Here is a 17620-nt window from a genome sequence, read left to right as displayed (position 1 = left end):
TTTGACTTTATTACTTACTTCGCTACTTCTTCGATAATAGCTACAACTAATTCTGCTGTTTTCGCTAATTCTTCAACAGGAATTTTTTCATTTGTTGTATGAATTTCTTCATAACCAACTGCTAAGTTAACTGTTGGGATACCATGTCCTGCGATTACGTTCGCATCACTTCCGCCACCACTTTGGTGAAGAGAAGGCGTACGACCAATGTTTTCAGCTGCACGTTTCGCAACTTCTACAACGTGATCGCCAGCAGCAAACTTAAATCCTGGATACATAACGTTTACTTCAACGTCTGCATGACCACCCATTTCTTTTGCAGTTGTTTCAAATTCTTCTTTCATTTTTGCAACTTGTGCTTCCATTTTTTCATTTATTAAAGAACGAGCTTCTGCAAAGATTTGAACATGATCGCAAACGATATTTGTTTGTGTACCACCTTCAAAACGTCCAATATTTGCAGTTGTTTCAGAATCGATACGACCAAGTGGCATCTTTGCGATTGCTTTTGCTGCGATAGTAATTGCAGATACACCTTTTTCTGGTGCTACGCCAGCATGAGCTGTTTTCCCGCGAATAATCGCATTCACTTTCGCTTGTGTTGGCGCTGCAACTACAATTTCACCAACTTTTCCATCACTATCTAATGCATAACCATATTTTGCTGTAATGCGCTCGCGATCTAACGCTTTTGCGCCAATAAGACCAGATTCTTCTCCAACTGTAATAATAAATTCAATTTTACCATGAGGAATGTTTTTCTCTTTTAAGACACGAATTGCTTCAAACATAGATGCTAATCCAGCTTTGTCATCGGCTCCTAAAATTGTAGTACCATCTGATACGATATATCCATCTTTAATAGAAGGCTTAATTCCATTACCAGGAACTACTGTATCCATATGAGAAGTGAAATAAATTGTATCAACACCGTCTTTTGTTGCTGGTAAAGTACAAATTAAGTTACCTGCACCATGGCCAGTCACACCCATCGTGTCATCCTCAAATACTTCTACACCTAAAGCAGTAAATTTCTCTGTTAACACTTTGCAAATTTCTGCTTCAAATTTTGTTTCAGAATCTACTTGTACTAACTCCATAAATTCATTTACTAAACGTTCTTGATTAATCATAAGACTGCGCCTCCTGCACTACCATTATGTATGTAACAACATTAATTATAACAGAATTTCGCAAAAGTTTCGAAATACAAGACAAAAAACAGATGGTTAACACATCTAGATACCCATCTGCCTTCTATTACTCGTTTAACAATACCCAGCGCATATGATCTTCCCAGATGCCATTTACCATTAGCATTTTTCGAGATACACCTTCATATTGAAATCCTATCTTCGTCACTACTTGTATAGATGCTAAATTTCGTGGCATAATTGGTGCTTCTATACGATGTAAATGAAATTCTTCAAAGGTAACTTGAATTGCTTTTCTAAGCGCTTCTGTTGTGTAACCTTTATTCAATTCTTCCTTATCTAATTTATAACCGAGTACACAAGATTGATAAATTCCGCGAACAATTAGATTAAATGAAATACATCCAATAATTTTTGTATCATCACCCTTTTTAAAAATCCAAAGCCTGATAATCTTGCCTTCCGCGAACTCTTTTCTATCCTTTTGTAACTTTTTCTTTTGATAATCTAACGTGAAAAACCCCTCCGGTCTATACTCTTCCCACGCTTTTAAAAATTCACGATTTTTGTCGTAATATTGAAGAACTTTTTCCGCATACGACTCATCAATTTCTCTTAAATGTAAACGATCTGTCTCGTATATTTTCATCATTGTATCTCCATTCTTCAGCTTGCATAACAAAAAATTAATAATCTATCTTTTAACATATTCTCTACGTATGCTCAAATTTCCTGTAATATTTTGCACCCCCTTCCCGAATTTTGTCCTTTCTCTCCCCTTGTCCACAATTTCATTTCTCGTTACAATGAAATTGTACTGATTTGCAAGGAGGTTTAACGATGCATAAAAAAGCTCAAAAAATTATGGTTTATATAATGCTAATTTCTATGCTTGTAACAACATTACTTACTGGCGCAAGTATGTTTTGGTAAAAAGGACGATTCACTCGTCCTTTTTTTACTGCTTACACATACAAAATAGACCATCTCGAAATCGAGATAGTCTATCTTGTAATGAACATTTTATTTTATATATATTACAATTGCTACAATGCTAAAGGAAAAGGCCATTACAAGTGCTATTACAAAACTTGTATATTGTTTCTGCTGAAACGCCCCAATAACAAAAGTAAGATTGAGTAATGCCATAAATACGATCGCTACAACGTAAGAACATATATTAAAAGTTGCCAATATGAATGTAATAACAAATAGAAAACCAACACAAAACTGCATGTAAGAAATTTTTGGATTTAAATACATATGAGCAACCCCTTTACTCAATTATCTTTATATATTCTCATTAACGCATGGTTATGTACACATGTCAAGACAACTTATAATAAAAGAAAAGGCCAACCGTTTCGTTGACTTTTCCAAATACTATGGCCCCTTTTTCCTTCGCCAATTGCTGAAATGTTTTTTTCGATTTCACAATCGATACTTTCGTTCCAATTGGAATACGATCAAACAAATATTCCACATCATGTTTCTTCATTCTTATACATCCTTGCGAAATATATTTTCCAATTGAACTAGGTTGGTTTGTCCCGTGTATCCCATACTTACTTCCATCCGTGCCTCTTGCATTAAATCCCATCCATCTCGATCCAAGTGGATTTTTGGGAGAGCCCCCAGGAATATCCTTCGCAATATAATAGGGATCCTTCGCCTTCAATACAATGTCAAAGGTTCCTTCTGGGGTTAATTCATTTGTTTTCCCTGTTGCTACTGGAAAAACCTTTTGGATCTTCCCATCATCGATGTAAGCTAGTTTATTCGTTGCTTTATTTACAATTATAAAAGGATCTCCAGCACGTGGGTTATCACCAAGAGGCCAGATCGGTGATAGAGAAAGACATAATAATAAAGAAAGAAGATACGGCATATATAGTTCCTACCTTCTAAATAAGTTCTTTTATATTATCCTTTCCCTTAAAACGACTTTTAATGAGTAAATATTGCTCCATCTCATAAACAAGTTGAACAAGTTTTGCACGTATTTCAAATTCTTCTCGCGAGACTGGTAAAGGCATTTCTCTAAATACTTCTCGCATTTCTTGAAGTTGTCTTAACGAAATGACCCCTGTACTTTCAGGTCGAATAGAATTCCCTATATTTTCAATTACTTCTGCAATCATATCAGCTTGTTCATACGTCCAAGATAGTGATGCAGCTAATGGTATCATGCGCTCCAAAATTTCAAATTGTTGCATACGCATATCAAAATACCGATAATAATAGTCATCTTCACGCATAAATTCATTCTCAAGTTTTTTAAATGATAAATCTTTCGCTTCTTTCAGCATCATTTCTGTTTCAATTAATTCGGCCCCACTCCAATTACTATCTCGATTCCGTAAATAAACGACCATTTCAAACAAAATCGTTCTGAAATGCTCTTCTATTTTTCCTTGATACTCTTTCAGTTTATTCTCACTGCTTGGCATGTACATGTTTACTAATAAAGCGACACTAATTCCAATCGTTAATATAGCAATTTCATTACCAACTATAGACCATGTAATTTGCTTTAATGAATACAGATGCATAACGATAACCGAACTCGTGACAATCCCTTCTTGAATTTTGCACATAACTGCAGTTGGAATAAAGGTAAGCAGTAATACGCTAATCGCAAGTGGTGTATAACCAATCGTTTCAAAAATACAAAACGCAAATACCATCGATAATACACAAGCTAAAAAACGGTGCAACGATACTTGAACGGATTTTCGTTTCGTATTTTGCACACATAAAATGACTAAAATACCAGCTGAACTATAAAATTCTAATCCTAATAACTGAGCAATAAAAACTGCCGCTCCCGTTCCAAGCGCTGTTTTCACTGTTCTATATCCAATTTTAAACATATCATTACCCCTATATGTATAAACGTATTTACAGTTAGTATAAAAAAAGGATGACGCAATGTCATCCTTTTCTACCTATTATTCACGTACCCTTCACATATTACAATATCTTTTGCAAAAATTCTTTTGCACGGTCACTTTTTGGTGCTGTAAAAAACTCTTCCGGATTACTATCTTCTACGAGCTTTCCACCATCTAAAAAGAGAACGCGGTCTGCTACTTCTTTTGCAAATCCCATTTCATGTGTAACGATTGCCATCGTCATTCCTGTCGTAACTAATGATTTCATAACTTCTAACACTTCTTTCACCATTTCTGGATCTAGCGCAGAGGTAGGTTCATCAAATAACATAACTTCCGGTTCCATCGCTAACGCTCTTGCAATTGCTACACGTTGCTTTTGTCCTCCTGAAAGACGATTTGGATATGCATCTTTCTTATCTAATAACCCCACTTTTTCTAGAAGTTTCTCAGCTTTTTTTTCAGCTTCTTGCTTCGTTACTTCTTTTACATTGATAGGAGCATACGTAATATTTTCTAATACAGTCATATGAGGAAATAGGTGAAAATGCTGAAATACCATTCCGACATTTTCACGAACGTGCATAATATTTGTTTTCGGATTCGTTACTTCTTCCGTTCCAATCCAAATGTGACCATTTGTCGGTGCTTCTAGTACATTCATACAGCGTAAAAACGTTGACTTTCCAGATCCAGACGGTCCGATAATTGCAACAACTTCTCCTTTTTCAATCGTTGTTGTAATTCCTTTTAATACTTCATTTTTTCCAAATGACTTATGAAGGTTTTCAACTTTAATCACTTTTCTTCATTCTCCCTTCAATGGTTTTCCCAACTAATGTAAGAATAATTACTAATATATAATAAATAAGTCCAACAAAAAGTAATGGCTCAAGATATTTAAATGTTTCACCACCTACAATATAAGCACGGCGCATTAAATCAGTCGCTCCTATTACGGTTACTACAGCCGACTCTTTCGTAAGTGTCGCAAACTCATTCACAAGTGCTGGTAATATATTTTTTAAAGCTTGAGGAAAAATAATATTTCTCATCATTTTACTGTAAGGAATACCTAAAGCCATTGCTGCTTCTGTTTGTCCTTTATCGACTGCTTGAATGCCGGCACGAATTACTTCTGACATATATGCACCTGAATTTAAGCTAAATGCAAGTACAGCTGCTAAAAAGGCCGGTATCTCATAACCCATCATTTGCGGAACACCGAAATAAATAATCATTAATTGTAATACTAGCGGTGTGCCACGAAATATTGACGTATAAATATCTGCTGCAATATTTAATACTCGTATTCTAGCAATTTTGCAAAGTGCTAATAACGTTCCTAAAATAAATCCTACCACAGCTGATGCAGCTACAATTTTCAATGTAACTTCTAATCCCTTTAATATATATGGTATTGAAGGCGTAATTGCCGAAAAATCTAGATTCATCCTTTTCATTCCCCTCACAGAAAAGTGAAAGGCAGCTTATTTTCCGCTGCCAAACCATTTCTTCACTAATTTATCCATTTCTCCATTTTCTTGCATTTTCTTAATTACTTTATTAAATTCTTCTGTTTTATCACTATTTTTCGGAAGAGCAATTGCTGCACCTACTTCTTCTGGTGCTTCTTGAATTTCAATTCCTTGTAGTTCTTTCATTTTTTCTAAATAATTTTTTGCAACTGTGTCTTCTATAATTGCAGCGTCAAAACGACCAGCTTTAATTTCTTGTACGATTTCTGGTATACGGTCACGTCCCTCAGCTTTGAAATCGACTTGTTTCTGAAATTCTTTTGCCTTTTCTTCTTGAATTGATCCTGTTTGTACTCCTACTTTTTTCCCTTTTAAATCTTCTAACGATTTAATATTAGAGCCCTTTTTTGAAACGATCATATTTTTTGCAACAAAATATATATCTGTGAAATCAGCATTATTTTTACGCTCTGCAGTTGGCGTCATACCCGCCATAACGAAATCAACTTTTCCTGAATTAAGAGATGCTAATAATCCGCCGAAATCCATGTCTTTCACTTTCACTTCGTATCCAAGTTCTTTTCCGATATATTTGGCAATATCAACATCAAAGCCGATAATTTCATCACTTTTTGAAGCTTCCACGTATTCATACGGTTTATAGTCTGCTGAAGTCCCCATAACGAGTACTTTTTTATTTTCGCCATTCGCCTTTTCTTCCCCATTACTACAAGCACTGAACATACTTACAATTAAAATAAGTGCAAATGATATTGATAATAACTTCTTCATCTTTCTTCCCCCTAATAATGTATATTTAAAAGTTTAATAGAATATTTATTCGATGTTTGTATTGTATCAGCACTTTAATTTTTATGCAATATATAAAATAAAAATAAATATAAAAACAGTATTAAAGCTGTTGTTAATGCATAAAAACATGCATAAAATAACAACTTCCTGCATGTTTAATTATTTTAAAAACTAAATAAAAAAGGCGGTACACCCACTTGATTGTGGACGTACCGCCTTTTTCTCTTCCTTATAGTTCTTCGCAATTATCTTCGAAATAAGATTGTAGTTTTGCAATTACTTGCATTGGTTCATGACCTTCAATTTCATGACGTTCTACCATCGTTACAATTTTTCCATCTTTCAATAACGCAAATGATGGAGATGAAGGTGGATATCCTTCAAAATATTCACGAGCTCTTGCTGTTGCTTCTTTATCTTGACCCGCAAATACCGTTACAAGGTGGTTAGGGCGTTTATCATAATGTACGGAATGTGCAGCAGCAGGACGAGCAATGCCACCTGCACAACCACATACAGAGTTTACCATTACAAGTGTTGTACCATTTCTTTTAAATGCTTCTTCGACTGCTTCTGGTGTCGTCAATTCTGTATATCCCGCAGAGACAATCTCTTCACGCGCTTGACGGACAACATCATTCATAAAAAAGTTAAAGTTAATCAATCTTTTCCCTCCTCTAATTCTACCTATTTGTATCTTACCAGTTAATGTTTATGAAATACAAGTAAGTTTACTTGTATTTAGGCATAGAAAAGGTGTTAGAGCCCTTGCTCTAACACCTTTTTTTAATGGCCACGATGCTTTTGCTTTGCTTTTTGTACTTTAATTAAACGTCTTCTTTGTCTTTCAGCTTCTCGCTTCTCTTTAGACTGCACTTTCTTTTCTTGTTTATACAATTCATAAGATAAACTAATCGCTTCTTGTGCCTTAGTAAAACGTTTTACATTTACTTCTTTTGCCGCTTGTCGTATGATACGTTTTATATTTTTGGGACGCTGTTTTTCTTTCACTTCCACACCGCATTTTGCAACGTGCTGGAAATATGCTAACATTGGACCATTCACAAATATAAGTACTTCTTCATCTGAAGGTTCCATTCCAAAAATATACCTTGCTCCATACAATTTTCCTTTTTCTTTATGTGTAATAATTCCTACGAAAAATTGACCATCGTGATATACTGTCAAATCCATTGACAGCCCCTCCTTTAAAAAAATTAGAAATACTGGACATCCCGGAGGGGAAGGTTACTGACATGAAATCATGCGTCTGGACTACCGACCAGAACTGTGTTTTTGTATCTCTTTCATTATATATTATATCTTATTTCCCATAATTTTTATATATTCACCAATCATTTTTTTATGCGATCCTACAATATAGTCAGGTAGTTCTGTTAGTGGGAAGAATGTAAGCTGAACCGCTTCTTCTTTATTCATAACAAAATTCCCTTCGTATTCATCGGTATAATAGGCTGTCGTTACGGATTGAAACTCATCACCGTTTGTTAATTTTGAAAAATAGTTCGCTCCAGAAAATACATTGATTAATCGGAGGTTCTTTACTTCTATTCCTGTCTCTTCATATACTTCACGGTAAGCTGTTTCTTCTGGTGATTCACCAAGCTCCATTAGCCCGCCAGGCAACCCCCATTTTCCGTAAGGCTCTGTTCTTTGCTGTAATAATACATATCCACTTTCATTTATAACGAGTACAACAGCACCAACTAAAATTAAAGGGCGATGACCAACTACTTTTCGTAATTCCTCTACATATCCCATAGAAACACCTCCCATTTTTTCGTTGTCCACACTATTGTATCATATGTATGAAACGACAAAATGCGTATATTTTTCATTTTTTTAACAAAATATTTATTTTATGAGCTTCATCTACTGTAGCTAACATAATGGATTCGACTTCTGCACTCTTCTCTAGAAATTCTCTCGCCCACTCTTCTGTTTTTCCTACTAAAGCTAGAACATCTTGCTGAATCCTCCCATTCTTTACTAATACAAAAGAAACTGGAGATCTTCTTCCCGCCACTTTCAGATCAAGCCGCGAAACTGCTTCATATTCTGGATACCGAAATATAGAAACAACACCATTCGCTTCCCACAATGCTAATTTAATCGTTTGAATATCGCTCACATTTCGCATACGAAGTTCCGAAAATAAATATTCCACCGTAATTCTCGCTTTTTTCAAATTGCTAAAATCAATGGAACCATCGTGTATAAGAATAATAGGTGCTGGCTCTAAAAAGCGTCTCCATCTATCCCATTTCAACATTAAGACTGAGCTTATAATGTGAAGTACAACGAGTATGAACGTTGTAATCATCGAGCCGAGTAACCCCACTTTTTCATCAGATAATGCGTTAGAAATATTCCCACCAAGCAATAATACTAATACAACATCTAAAAAACGAAGTTGCGCGATGGACCTTTGCCCCATCGCTTTCGCAACTAATATTAAAAATATGTATGCTATGATAGCCCGAATAACCCATTCACTATTAGAAAGATGCCGTGCCCCTTCAAAAATATGCATATGCATCACTTTGCACTCCTTACCCGTCTCAAACTGCTACTTTGTTTTAGTTTGCAACGTTTAAGAGCATATATGTAAAAAAGCTAGTTCGTTTTTACACGAACTAGCTTTTTTACTTAACTGAAAACATATATTTTTTATACGTTTTCCGTACGGACAATATGAGCCCCATCATAATCATATTCGAGAATAAGGAACTTCCCCCATACGATAAGAAAGGTAATGCAATCCCTTTTACAGGCATTAATCCGACGATCATACCAATATTTTGGAATATTTGAACTGTTAATATACCAATAGACCCAGCACATAATAATGTACCGAATAAATTATCAGCAGAATAACCGATAATAATTGTTCGATATAGCAGTAATAGGAACAAGAACACAACTAACGCGGCTACGATAAATCCACCTTCTTCGGCAATTGTAGCGAAAATAAAGTCAGTATGCTTCTCAGGGATATAGACGTTCCCTTCGCCAAATCCTTTCCCTTCCATACCACCACTACCTACAGCTAAAATCGATTGCTGTGTTTGATAACCTTGATCTGTATGTTCAAATGGATCTAACCAACCTAAAATTCGTGATTGTTGGTGAGGTTTTAGTAAAGTAACTAAATTATTAAAGAAGAAATCCTCATACCTTACGTAAATAAATATTAACGCAGATACTATGGTCACCGGAATAATTGTACATAACGCTATCAATTTCTTCTGAATACCTGACATAAATAAAATACATGCAATTGCAGCAGCATATAAGAATACCATACCTGTATCCGGTTGGCTATATACAACAGCCGTAGGAGGAATAGCTACTAACATTACCTTTCCTATTAATATTAGGTCTGTTTTAAATGTTCGAACCATATACTGTGCATTATGCTTTACTGCTAAATTTGCTACTAACATAACCAGTGCAATTTTGAAAAACTCCGACGGTTGAATAGATCCAATTACCGGAAACCTAAACCATCTTTTCGCCCCAAGTATTTCAGGTGTAAAGTTTGAAACTGGTAATATCTTCAACAAAATAATCGAAGCAAATGTAGCAATATACAATGGCCAAGATAGTTTTTGTAGCTGATCTGAATCAACACTTGCAACAAGAAGTAACATTACAATCCCAATTATGTAGTTAACACCTTGTTTCAGAGCAAAATTCTCAGCACCATATTGTCCAGTTTGCTGACTGCTATATATAGCCGTTATACTTGTAACACATAATGCTAACAAAATTAATATTAATTTTACATCTAAACTTTTTAGAAACTCGGTACTTCTTTTCATGACATCCTCCTGAAACATTGTTACAGCAAAATAAAAAACCAGGAGTCAACATTCTTCATGTTTTGACGACTGATTACACATTATCTATAAAACACTTATATAGAATAACTCTCTTTTTCATACAATACAATATATTATACTACAGTTTCATCAGTAAGATTTGCCAAAAAAATTATTCTTTTCTTATTTTATATCCATATACCATATATCAGCAATGTATTTTCATAAATTCCTAATACATAATCGTTCATTGTAAGATTACTGGGAAAGATATTATACATATAGTAGGATGTAGATGAAGAAATAAGATGATAAAAAGCTCGCATAAGCGAGCTTTTTATTAATATACAGATGTATTATTTTCTGACGTATTTTCTAGAATTTCTTTTACACGTCCTAAGAACTTACCACAAATTAGGCCATCTAGTACACGGTGGTCAAGTGATAAACATAAGTTAACCATGTCGCGAGCACCGAACATACCGTTATCCATAATTACTGGGCGTTTTACAATTGATTCAACTTGTAAAATAGCCGCTTGTGGGTAATTAATAATACCCATAGATTGAACAGAACCGAATGATCCTGTGTTATTAATTGTAAATGTTCCGCCTTGCATTTCGTCCGCTTTTAACGATTTCGTACGTACTTTTCCTGCAAGCTCTGTAATTTCACGAGCGATACCTTTAATCGTCTTCTCGTCCGCGTGTTTAATTACTGGTACAAATAGTTCATCCTCTGTTGCAACAGCGATAGAAAGGTTAATATCTTTCTTCTGAACGATCTTATCGCCAGCCCACATTGAATTGATTTGAGGATACTCTTTTAACGCTTGTGCTACTGCTTTTACGAAGAAAGCAAAGAACGTTAAATTAAAACCTTCGCGCTTTTTGAAATCACCTTTAATTGAATTACGGTATGACACAAGGTTTGTCACATCTACTTCAATCATCATCCAAGCATGTGGCGCTTCGTGTTTACTACGTAACATGTTCGCTGCAATTGCTTTACGCACACCTGTTACTGGAATTTCGATATCGCCAGGCATTGTCGGCACAGAAACTGGTTTTGCAGCTTCTATTTTTTGCGCTACCGGTGCTACTGCCGCTGATTTTGGTGCTTCTGGACGCTCTGCTACTGCAACAACTTCCTCTTTCTTCGCACCTGCTTGCGGAATATTTCCAGATTCCACTAGCTTTAAAATATCTTTACGAGTGATACGGCCATTTGCTCCCGTACCTTCTACTAAATCTAAATCAACATTATGCTCACCTGCAAGTTTTAAAACAGCTGGTGAAAAACGTGGTTTTCCATCAGTTGGTTGTTTTGCTTTCGGTGCTTTTTCAGGCGTAGCTACTTCTGCCTTTGGTTCTTCTTTCGTTTTTTCCTCAACAGCTGTCGCTGCTACTTCATCTGCGCCTTCTACTTGAATAATACAAACTACTTCACCTACAGCTAACGTCTCACCTTCACCAGCGATTAATTCTTTCACAATACCAGTGAAAGAAGATGGTACTTCAGCATTTACTTTATCAGTCATTACTTCTGCAAGCGGATCATACTTGTTTACGTGATCGCCAACATTAACGAGCCATTTACTAATTGTACCCTCTGTAACGCTCTCCCCGAGCTGAGGCATTGTGATATTTTCTACAGCCATGTATAGTCCCCCCGATTAAAATTCCGCAAGTTCACGCATTGCTTTTTCAACTTTATCTGGATTTACCATAAAGAATTTTTCCATTGTTGGTGCATATGGCATTGCTGGAACGTCTGGACCTGCAAGACGTGCGATTGGCGCATCTAAATCAAACAGACAGTTTTCAGCAATAATTGCTGCCACTTCACTTATAATACTTCCTTCTTTATTGTCTTCTGTTACAAGAAGAACTTTACCTGTTTTAGAAGCCGCTTCAATAATCGCTTCTTTATCTAACGGATATACCGTTCTTAAATCAAGAATGTGTGCAGAGATTCCATCTTGTGCTAACTTCTCAGCTGCTTGAAGAGCAAAGTGAACACATAATCCGTAAGTGATAACAGTAATATCATCACCTTCGCGTTTTACATCTGCTTTTCCGATTGGTAATACATAGTCATCTTCTGGCACTTCACCTTTAATTAAGCGATATGCACGCTTATGCTCAAAGAATAATACTGGATCTTCATCACGAATTGCAGCTTTTAATAAGCCTTTTGCATCATATGGTGTAGAAGGGATAACAATTTTTAAACCTGGTTGGTTCGCAAACATCGCTTCTACAGATTGTGAATGATACAATGCACCGTGAACACCGCCGCCGAATGGCGCACGAATTGTAACTGGACAAGTCCAATCGTTGTTAGAACGATAACGAATTTTTGCTGCCTCAGAAACAATTTGGTTTACTGCTGGCATGATGAAATCAGCAAACTGCATTTCAGCGATTGGACGCATACCATACATTGCCGCACCAATTGCTACCCCAGCAATTGCAGATTCTGCAAGCGGTGCATCAAGCGCACGATCTTCACCAAATTGATCATATAATCCGTGTGTCGCTTTAAATACGCCACCTTTTTTACCAACATCTTCACCTAAAACAAATACTTTCTCATCGCGTTCCATTTCTTCGCGCATTGCTAATGTAATAGCATCAATATAAGACATTACAGCCATGAAACGTTCCCCCCTATTCTGCGTATACGTGCTTCAATGCATCTTCAGGTGCTGCATACGGAGCATTTTCTGCATATTCTGTTGCTTCATTTACGATATGCATAATTTCGTCTAACATTTGTTTTTCAAATTCCTCAGTTAACACGCCAGCTTCTTTTAAATAAGCTGCAAATGTTATAATTGAATCTTTTTTCTTTGCTTCTTCTACTTCTTCTTTATCACGATAAACACGATCATCGTCGTCACTAGAATGTGCTGTTAAACGATATGATACTGTTTCAATTAAAGTTGGGCCTTCACCACGACGGCCGCGGTCTGCTGCCTCTTTTACAGCTTTATATACTGCAAGCGGATCGTTTCCGTCTATTGTATATCCAGGCATACCGTAACCAATTGCACGATCTGATACGTTTTTACATGCTAATTGTTTTTCAACTGGAATAGAGATTGCGTATTTATTATTTTCACACATGAAAATAACAGGTAGTTTGTGTACACCAGCAAAGTTTGCTCCTTCATGGAAGTCACCTTGGTTTGAAGAGCCTTCTCCGAATGTAACGAACGTTACTAAATCTTTCTTCTCCATTTTTCCAGCTAGTGCAATACCAACTGCATGTGGTACTTGCGTTGTTACTGGTGATGATCCTGTAACAATACGATTTTTCTTTTGACCGAAGTGACCAGGCATTTGACGACCACCAGAGTTTGGATCTCCAGCTTTTGCGAAAGCAGACAACATAAGCTCTTTAGCTGTCATACCAAACGCTAGTACAACACCCATATCACGGTAGTATGGTAATGCATAATCTTTCTCTCTATCAAGAGCGAACGCCGCTCCAACTTGTGCAGCCTCTTGTCCTTGACAAGAAATTACGAATGGAATTTTACCTGCACGGTTTAATAACCACATACGTTCGTCAATTTTACGTGCAAGTAACATCGTACGGAACATTTCTAATACTTGCTCATCACTTAAGCCAAGCTCTTCATGGCGCTTTTCTTTTACTTCTGCCATTTTTCATAACCTCCTAAATCCACATTTTTATGCGTGTAACGCTCTTCCATCTACAGCAAGTGCAGCTTCACCAATCGCCTCAGATAATGATGGATGCGGATGAATTGTATGTGCTACTTCCCAAGGTGTTGCATCAAGTACTCTTGCAAGACCAGCTTCAGAAATCATATCTGTTACATGTGGTCCGATCATATGAACACCGAGAATGTCATTTGTTTCTTCATCAACTACAAGTTTTACAAAACCGTCTGATTCTCCGTATACAAGTGCCTTTCCGATTGCACGGAATGAGAACTTACCTACTTTTAACTTATAGCCTTTTTCTTTTGCTTCTTGTTCTGTTAAGCCGACAGAAGCAACTTCTGGACTACTATATACGCATTTTGATACCATAGAATAATCAATTGGTGTAACTTCTTTACCAGCGATATGTTCTACTGCAACAATTCCTTCATGAGAAGCAACGTGAGCAAGTTGCAAGCCACCGATTACATCTCCAATTGCGTAAATATGAGATTCCTTCGTTTGATAAAACTCATTTGTTTGAATGTATCCTTTTTCCACAACAATATCTGTGTTCTCTAAGCCCATATTTTGCGTATTCGCTTGTCTTCCGACAGATACAAGCATTTTTTCTGCTTTAAATGCTTTGTTCTCACCGTTATGTTCAGCTTGAATTGTTACTCCATTATCTTTTACCAATGTTTCTGGTAATACTTTTGCACCAGTTACCACTTTAATACCTTTTTTCTTGAATAGACGTTGCATTTCTTTTGAAACGTCATTATCTTCTAGTGGTAATATGTTTTTCGCATATTCTAATACAGTAACTTCTACACCGAAGTCAGCAAGCATAGATGCCCACTCAATACCAATTACACCGCCACCAACGATAATGATTGAGCTAGGAAGCGTTTCCATTTTTAGGGCATGATCCGAAGACATTACATACTCTCCGTCTAACTCTAATCCTGGTAATGAATTTGGACGAGAACCTGTTGCAACAAGCACATTTTTTGGAATTAACATTTCATTCTCTTCTCCACTTGCAAGTTCAACTGAAATTGTACCTGGCATTGGAGAGAAAATAGATGGGCCAAGAATACGGCCAATACCTTCAAACACATCAATTTTACCTTGTTTCATTAAATGCTGAACGCCTTTATGAAGCTGCGTTACAATCTTCTCTTTACGCTCTTGTACTTTAGCAAAGTTTAGTTCTACATTACTTGCAATAACTCCGAACTCTTCTCCTTTTTTAGCAGTTGCGTATACTTCCGCACTACGTAAAAGAGCTTTACTAGGAATACATCCTTTGTGTAAACAAGTACCACCAAGATTTTCTTTTTCAACAAGTGCAGTTTTTAACCCTAGTTGTGATGCACGAATAGCAGCAACATATCCACCAGTACCGCCGCCAACGATGACTAAATCATATTCTCTTGCCATTATCTCAACCCCTAGCTACTGTTTGTTTTTCTCGTACAATATATTCTTTTGGAGCTTCTTCTTCACGTAATACACGAAGTGCTCCTTCTGCTAACGCTTGTAATTCATCTTCTCCTGGATGTACGATAACATCTGCAATCCAGTGAACACGTTCTTTTATTTCATCGACAAGAATTTTACTGTACGCAAGTCCACCAGTTAATACGATTGCATCGATTTTCCCGTGAAGTACAGCACTAGCTCCGCCAATCTCTTTTGCAACTTGATACGCCATTGCTTTATAAATAAGAGTTGCCTCAGGATCACCTTTTTCAACCATTTGTTCTACTTTAATTGCATCGTTTGTACCGATAAGGCTTACAAGTCCACCTTGTCCGACAAGTTTTTTAACCATTTCGTCTCGGTAATACTCACCAGAAAAACACATTTCAACTAATTGTCCTACTGGTACTGTACCAGCACGCTCTGGACTAAATGGTCCTTCTCCGTTTAAGCCATTATTCACATCGATAACTTTTCCTTTTTTATGAGCACCAACTGTAATACCGCCGCCCATATGTGTAACTAATAAATTTAAATCCTCATATTTGTGATTTAATTCATCTGCTACTTTACGAGCAACCGCTTTTTGGTTTAATGCATGGAAGATACTTTTGCGTTCCATACCAGCAATACCACTTATACGAGCAATTGGCTCCATCTCATCTACAACGACAGGATCCACAATGAATGCAGGAATGTTTAATCCAGAAGCAATTTCATATGCTAAAATGCCTCCAAGGTTTGAAGCGTGATGACCACTAAACCCATTTTTTAAATCTTCTAACATCGCATCGTTTACTGTATACGTACCGCCTTCGATTGGACGAAGTAATCCACCACGCCCACAAACAGCGTTTAATTTTGAAATGTTAATACCATGAGAATGTAGAACTTCTAAAATCGTTTCTTTACGAAACTCATATTGGTCGATAATTCGCTTATATTTTCCAATCTGTTCTACGTCATGACGAATAGTTTCTTCTAGAACGGGTCTTTCATTATCAAAAACACCAATCTTTGTGGATGTACTACCTGGGTTAATAACAAGAATTCGATTTACAGACAATGTTGCTACCTCCACTAATAAATTTAAAAGGAAGTGGAAACCTCATAAGAGGTAACCACACCTTTTGTAAAAGTTATATATGAATGATTAGCGACGGCTAATAATGTCGTGACCGTTGCGTAAGTATGTGCTACGAGAGTTTTTCAAGCTTGCAATGCGCTCTTCAGCTAGACGATCTGCTGCTACATAAGTTGCTATGCCATCGCGTTTTGAAATTTCGATTACTTTTGCAATTGTGTCATAAATAGACTCAACACGTTTTAATGCACGTTCTCTATTGTATCCATATAATTCGTCTGCTACGTTAATTACGCCACCTGCATTAATAACATAGTCTGGTGCGTATACAATACCCATTTCATGAATAAGGTCGCCGTGACGATCTTCTTTTAATTGGTTATTTGCAGAACCAGCGATTACTTTTGCTTTAAGTTGTGGAATAGTTTCATCATTAACTGTTGCGCCTAATGCACATGGTGCGTAAATATCACATTCAACACCGTAAATTTCATTTGGCTCAACTGCTGTTGCACCGAATTCTTCTACTGCACGTTGTACAGCTTCTTTATTAATATCTGTAACGATTAATTTTGCTCCTTCAGCGTGTAAATGTTTGCATAGGTGATACGCTACGTTACCAACACCTTGAATAGAAATTACTCTTCCTTCTAGGTTATCTGTACCAAATGCTTCTTTTGCAGCTGCTTTCATACCACGGTAAACACCGTATGCAGTTACTGGAGATGGGTTACCAGAAGAACCGAATGATGGTGAAATCCCTGTTACAAAATCAGTTTCCTCATGGATAATATCCATATCATCTACTGTTGTACCAACATCTTCAGCTGTAATGTAACGTCCGTTTAGTCCTTGAATGTAGCGTCCTAATGCACGGAACATCGCTTCGCTTTTATCTTTACGTGGATCACCGATAATTACTGTTTTTGCACCACCTAAATTTAAACCAGCTGCTGCATTTTTGTATGTCATCCCTTTTGCAAGACGCAATGCATCTTCAATCGCCGCTTCTTCAGAATCATATGTCCACATTCTTGTTCCACCAAGAGCTGGTCCAAGTGTTGTATCATGGATTGCAATGATTGCTTTTAAACCAGATTCTTTATCTTGACAAAATACCACTTGCTCATAATCATATTTTTCTAAGTATTCGAAGATTTCTAATGTCATTGTCGTTTCCCCCTAAT

The 17620-nt window shown here is 36.6% G+C and carries 20 protein-coding genes; 1 reads left to right on the top strand and 19 read right to left on the bottom strand.

The window, feature by feature from the left end; translation table 11 throughout:
* Window positions 1–14 precede the first annotated feature (14 nt).
* Window positions 15–1133: a tripeptidase T gene (locus JFU54_RS11035; RefSeq protein ID WP_201064391.1), complete on the bottom strand. Its 1119-nt coding sequence runs from the start codon at window positions 1131–1133 to the stop codon at window positions 15–17.
* Between the two features lie 127 nt (window positions 1134–1260).
* Window positions 1261–1806 carry a GNAT family N-acetyltransferase gene (locus tag JFU54_RS11030; protein ID WP_002015105.1) on the bottom strand — a complete coding sequence of 182 codons (546 nt, stop codon included), beginning with the start codon at window positions 1804–1806 and terminating at the stop codon, window positions 1261–1263.
* A 188-nt stretch (window positions 1807–1994) separates the two neighbouring features.
* Between JFU54_RS11030 and prli42 the strand changes: the two genes are divergently transcribed.
* Window positions 1995–2087, top strand: a complete 93-nt coding sequence (prli42, locus tag JFU54_RS11025; protein WP_000549036.1) for a stressosome-associated protein Prli42 — start codon at window positions 1995–1997, stop codon at window positions 2085–2087.
* A 90-nt stretch (window positions 2088–2177) separates the two neighbouring features.
* Here prli42 and JFU54_RS11020 read toward each other — a convergent pair whose 3' ends face one another.
* From JFU54_RS11020 to JFU54_RS10940, 17 genes are all read right to left on the bottom strand, one after another.
* Window positions 2178–2417, bottom strand: coding sequence for a DUF3894 domain-containing protein (locus tag JFU54_RS11020; RefSeq protein WP_002088543.1), 240 nt, complete (start codon window positions 2415–2417; stop codon window positions 2178–2180).
* 64 nt (window positions 2418–2481) lie between these two features.
* Window positions 2482–3042 carry a L,D-transpeptidase gene (locus tag JFU54_RS11015; protein ID WP_201064389.1) on the bottom strand — a complete coding sequence of 187 codons (561 nt, stop codon included), beginning with the start codon at window positions 3040–3042 and terminating at the stop codon, window positions 2482–2484.
* A gap of 16 nt (window positions 3043–3058) precedes the next feature.
* Window positions 3059–4027 carry an aromatic acid exporter family protein gene (locus tag JFU54_RS11010; protein ID WP_201064387.1) on the bottom strand — a complete coding sequence of 323 codons (969 nt, stop codon included), beginning with the start codon at window positions 4025–4027 and terminating at the stop codon, window positions 3059–3061.
* A 100-nt stretch (window positions 4028–4127) separates the two neighbouring features.
* Entirely contained in the window at window positions 4128–4850 is a 723-nt protein-coding gene (locus tag JFU54_RS11005; RefSeq protein ID WP_201064385.1) for an amino acid ABC transporter ATP-binding protein, read from the bottom strand.
* Complete coding sequence (locus tag JFU54_RS11000; protein ID WP_002143090.1) at window positions 4843–5502, bottom strand: amino acid ABC transporter permease; 660 nt, start codon at window positions 5500–5502, stop codon at window positions 4843–4845. Before JFU54_RS11000 ends, JFU54_RS11005 begins: the two co-directional genes overlap by 8 nt.
* A 36-nt stretch (window positions 5503–5538) precedes the next feature.
* Entirely contained in the window at window positions 5539–6318 is a 780-nt protein-coding gene (locus tag JFU54_RS10995; RefSeq protein ID WP_002033967.1) for a transporter substrate-binding domain-containing protein, read from the bottom strand.
* A gap of 250 nt (window positions 6319–6568) precedes the next feature.
* Entirely contained in the window at window positions 6569–6982 is a 414-nt protein-coding gene (locus tag JFU54_RS10990) for a BrxA/BrxB family bacilliredoxin (protein ID WP_002015097.1), read from the bottom strand.
* Window positions 6983–7125: 143 nt separating this feature from the next.
* A complete protein-coding gene (locus JFU54_RS10985) occupies window positions 7126–7533 on the bottom strand; it encodes a YjdF family protein (protein ID WP_201064383.1) in 408 nt (135 codons plus the stop codon).
* Window positions 7534–7656: 123 nt separating this feature from the next.
* A complete protein-coding gene (locus JFU54_RS10980; RefSeq protein ID WP_002190637.1) occupies window positions 7657–8121 on the bottom strand; it encodes an NUDIX hydrolase in 465 nt (154 codons plus the stop codon).
* A 73-nt stretch (window positions 8122–8194) separates the two neighbouring features.
* A complete protein-coding gene (locus JFU54_RS10975) occupies window positions 8195–8899 on the bottom strand; it encodes a DUF421 domain-containing protein (RefSeq protein ID WP_088040116.1) in 705 nt (234 codons plus the stop codon).
* 106 nt (window positions 8900–9005) lie between these two features.
* On the bottom strand, window positions 9006–10184 hold the full coding sequence (locus JFU54_RS10970; protein WP_002143095.1) for an FtsW/RodA/SpoVE family cell cycle protein: 1179 nt from the start codon (window positions 10182–10184) through the stop codon (window positions 9006–9008).
* Window positions 10185–10524: 340 nt separating this feature from the next.
* The gene (locus tag JFU54_RS10965) at window positions 10525–11844 is read right to left on the bottom strand and encodes a dihydrolipoamide acetyltransferase family protein (RefSeq protein WP_201064381.1); all 1320 of its coding nucleotides are present in this window, start codon (window positions 11842–11844) and stop codon (window positions 10525–10527) included.
* 15 nt (window positions 11845–11859) lie between these two features.
* Window positions 11860–12843, bottom strand: a complete 984-nt coding sequence (gene bfmBAB / locus JFU54_RS10960; RefSeq protein ID WP_000290070.1) for a 3-methyl-2-oxobutanoate dehydrogenase subunit beta — start codon at window positions 12841–12843, stop codon at window positions 11860–11862.
* 13 nt (window positions 12844–12856) lie between these two features.
* Entirely contained in the window at window positions 12857–13858 is a 1002-nt protein-coding gene (gene bfmBAA, locus JFU54_RS10955) for a 3-methyl-2-oxobutanoate dehydrogenase subunit alpha (RefSeq protein ID WP_000852549.1), read from the bottom strand.
* A gap of 27 nt (window positions 13859–13885) precedes the next feature.
* Window positions 13886–15307, bottom strand: a complete 1422-nt coding sequence (gene lpdA, locus JFU54_RS10950; RefSeq protein WP_002033960.1) for a dihydrolipoyl dehydrogenase — start codon at window positions 15305–15307, stop codon at window positions 13886–13888.
* A 4-nt stretch (window positions 15308–15311) separates the two neighbouring features.
* A complete protein-coding gene (buk, locus tag JFU54_RS10945) occupies window positions 15312–16415 on the bottom strand; it encodes a butyrate kinase (RefSeq protein ID WP_002088555.1) in 1104 nt (367 codons plus the stop codon).
* A gap of 87 nt (window positions 16416–16502) precedes the next feature.
* Window positions 16503–17603 carry a leucine dehydrogenase gene (locus JFU54_RS10940; RefSeq protein ID WP_002015088.1) on the bottom strand — a complete coding sequence of 367 codons (1101 nt, stop codon included), beginning with the start codon at window positions 17601–17603 and terminating at the stop codon, window positions 16503–16505.
* Window positions 17604–17620 lie beyond the last annotated feature (17 nt).

The sequence above is a fragment of the Bacillus sp. TH19 genome, from assembly GCF_016651075.1.
In the GTDB taxonomy this organism is placed as follows: domain Bacteria; phylum Bacillota; class Bacilli; order Bacillales; family Bacillaceae_G; genus Bacillus_A; species Bacillus_A mycoides.
Note: the sequence above shows the minus strand (reverse complement) of the source record. Positions and strands in the feature narration are given on the sequence as shown.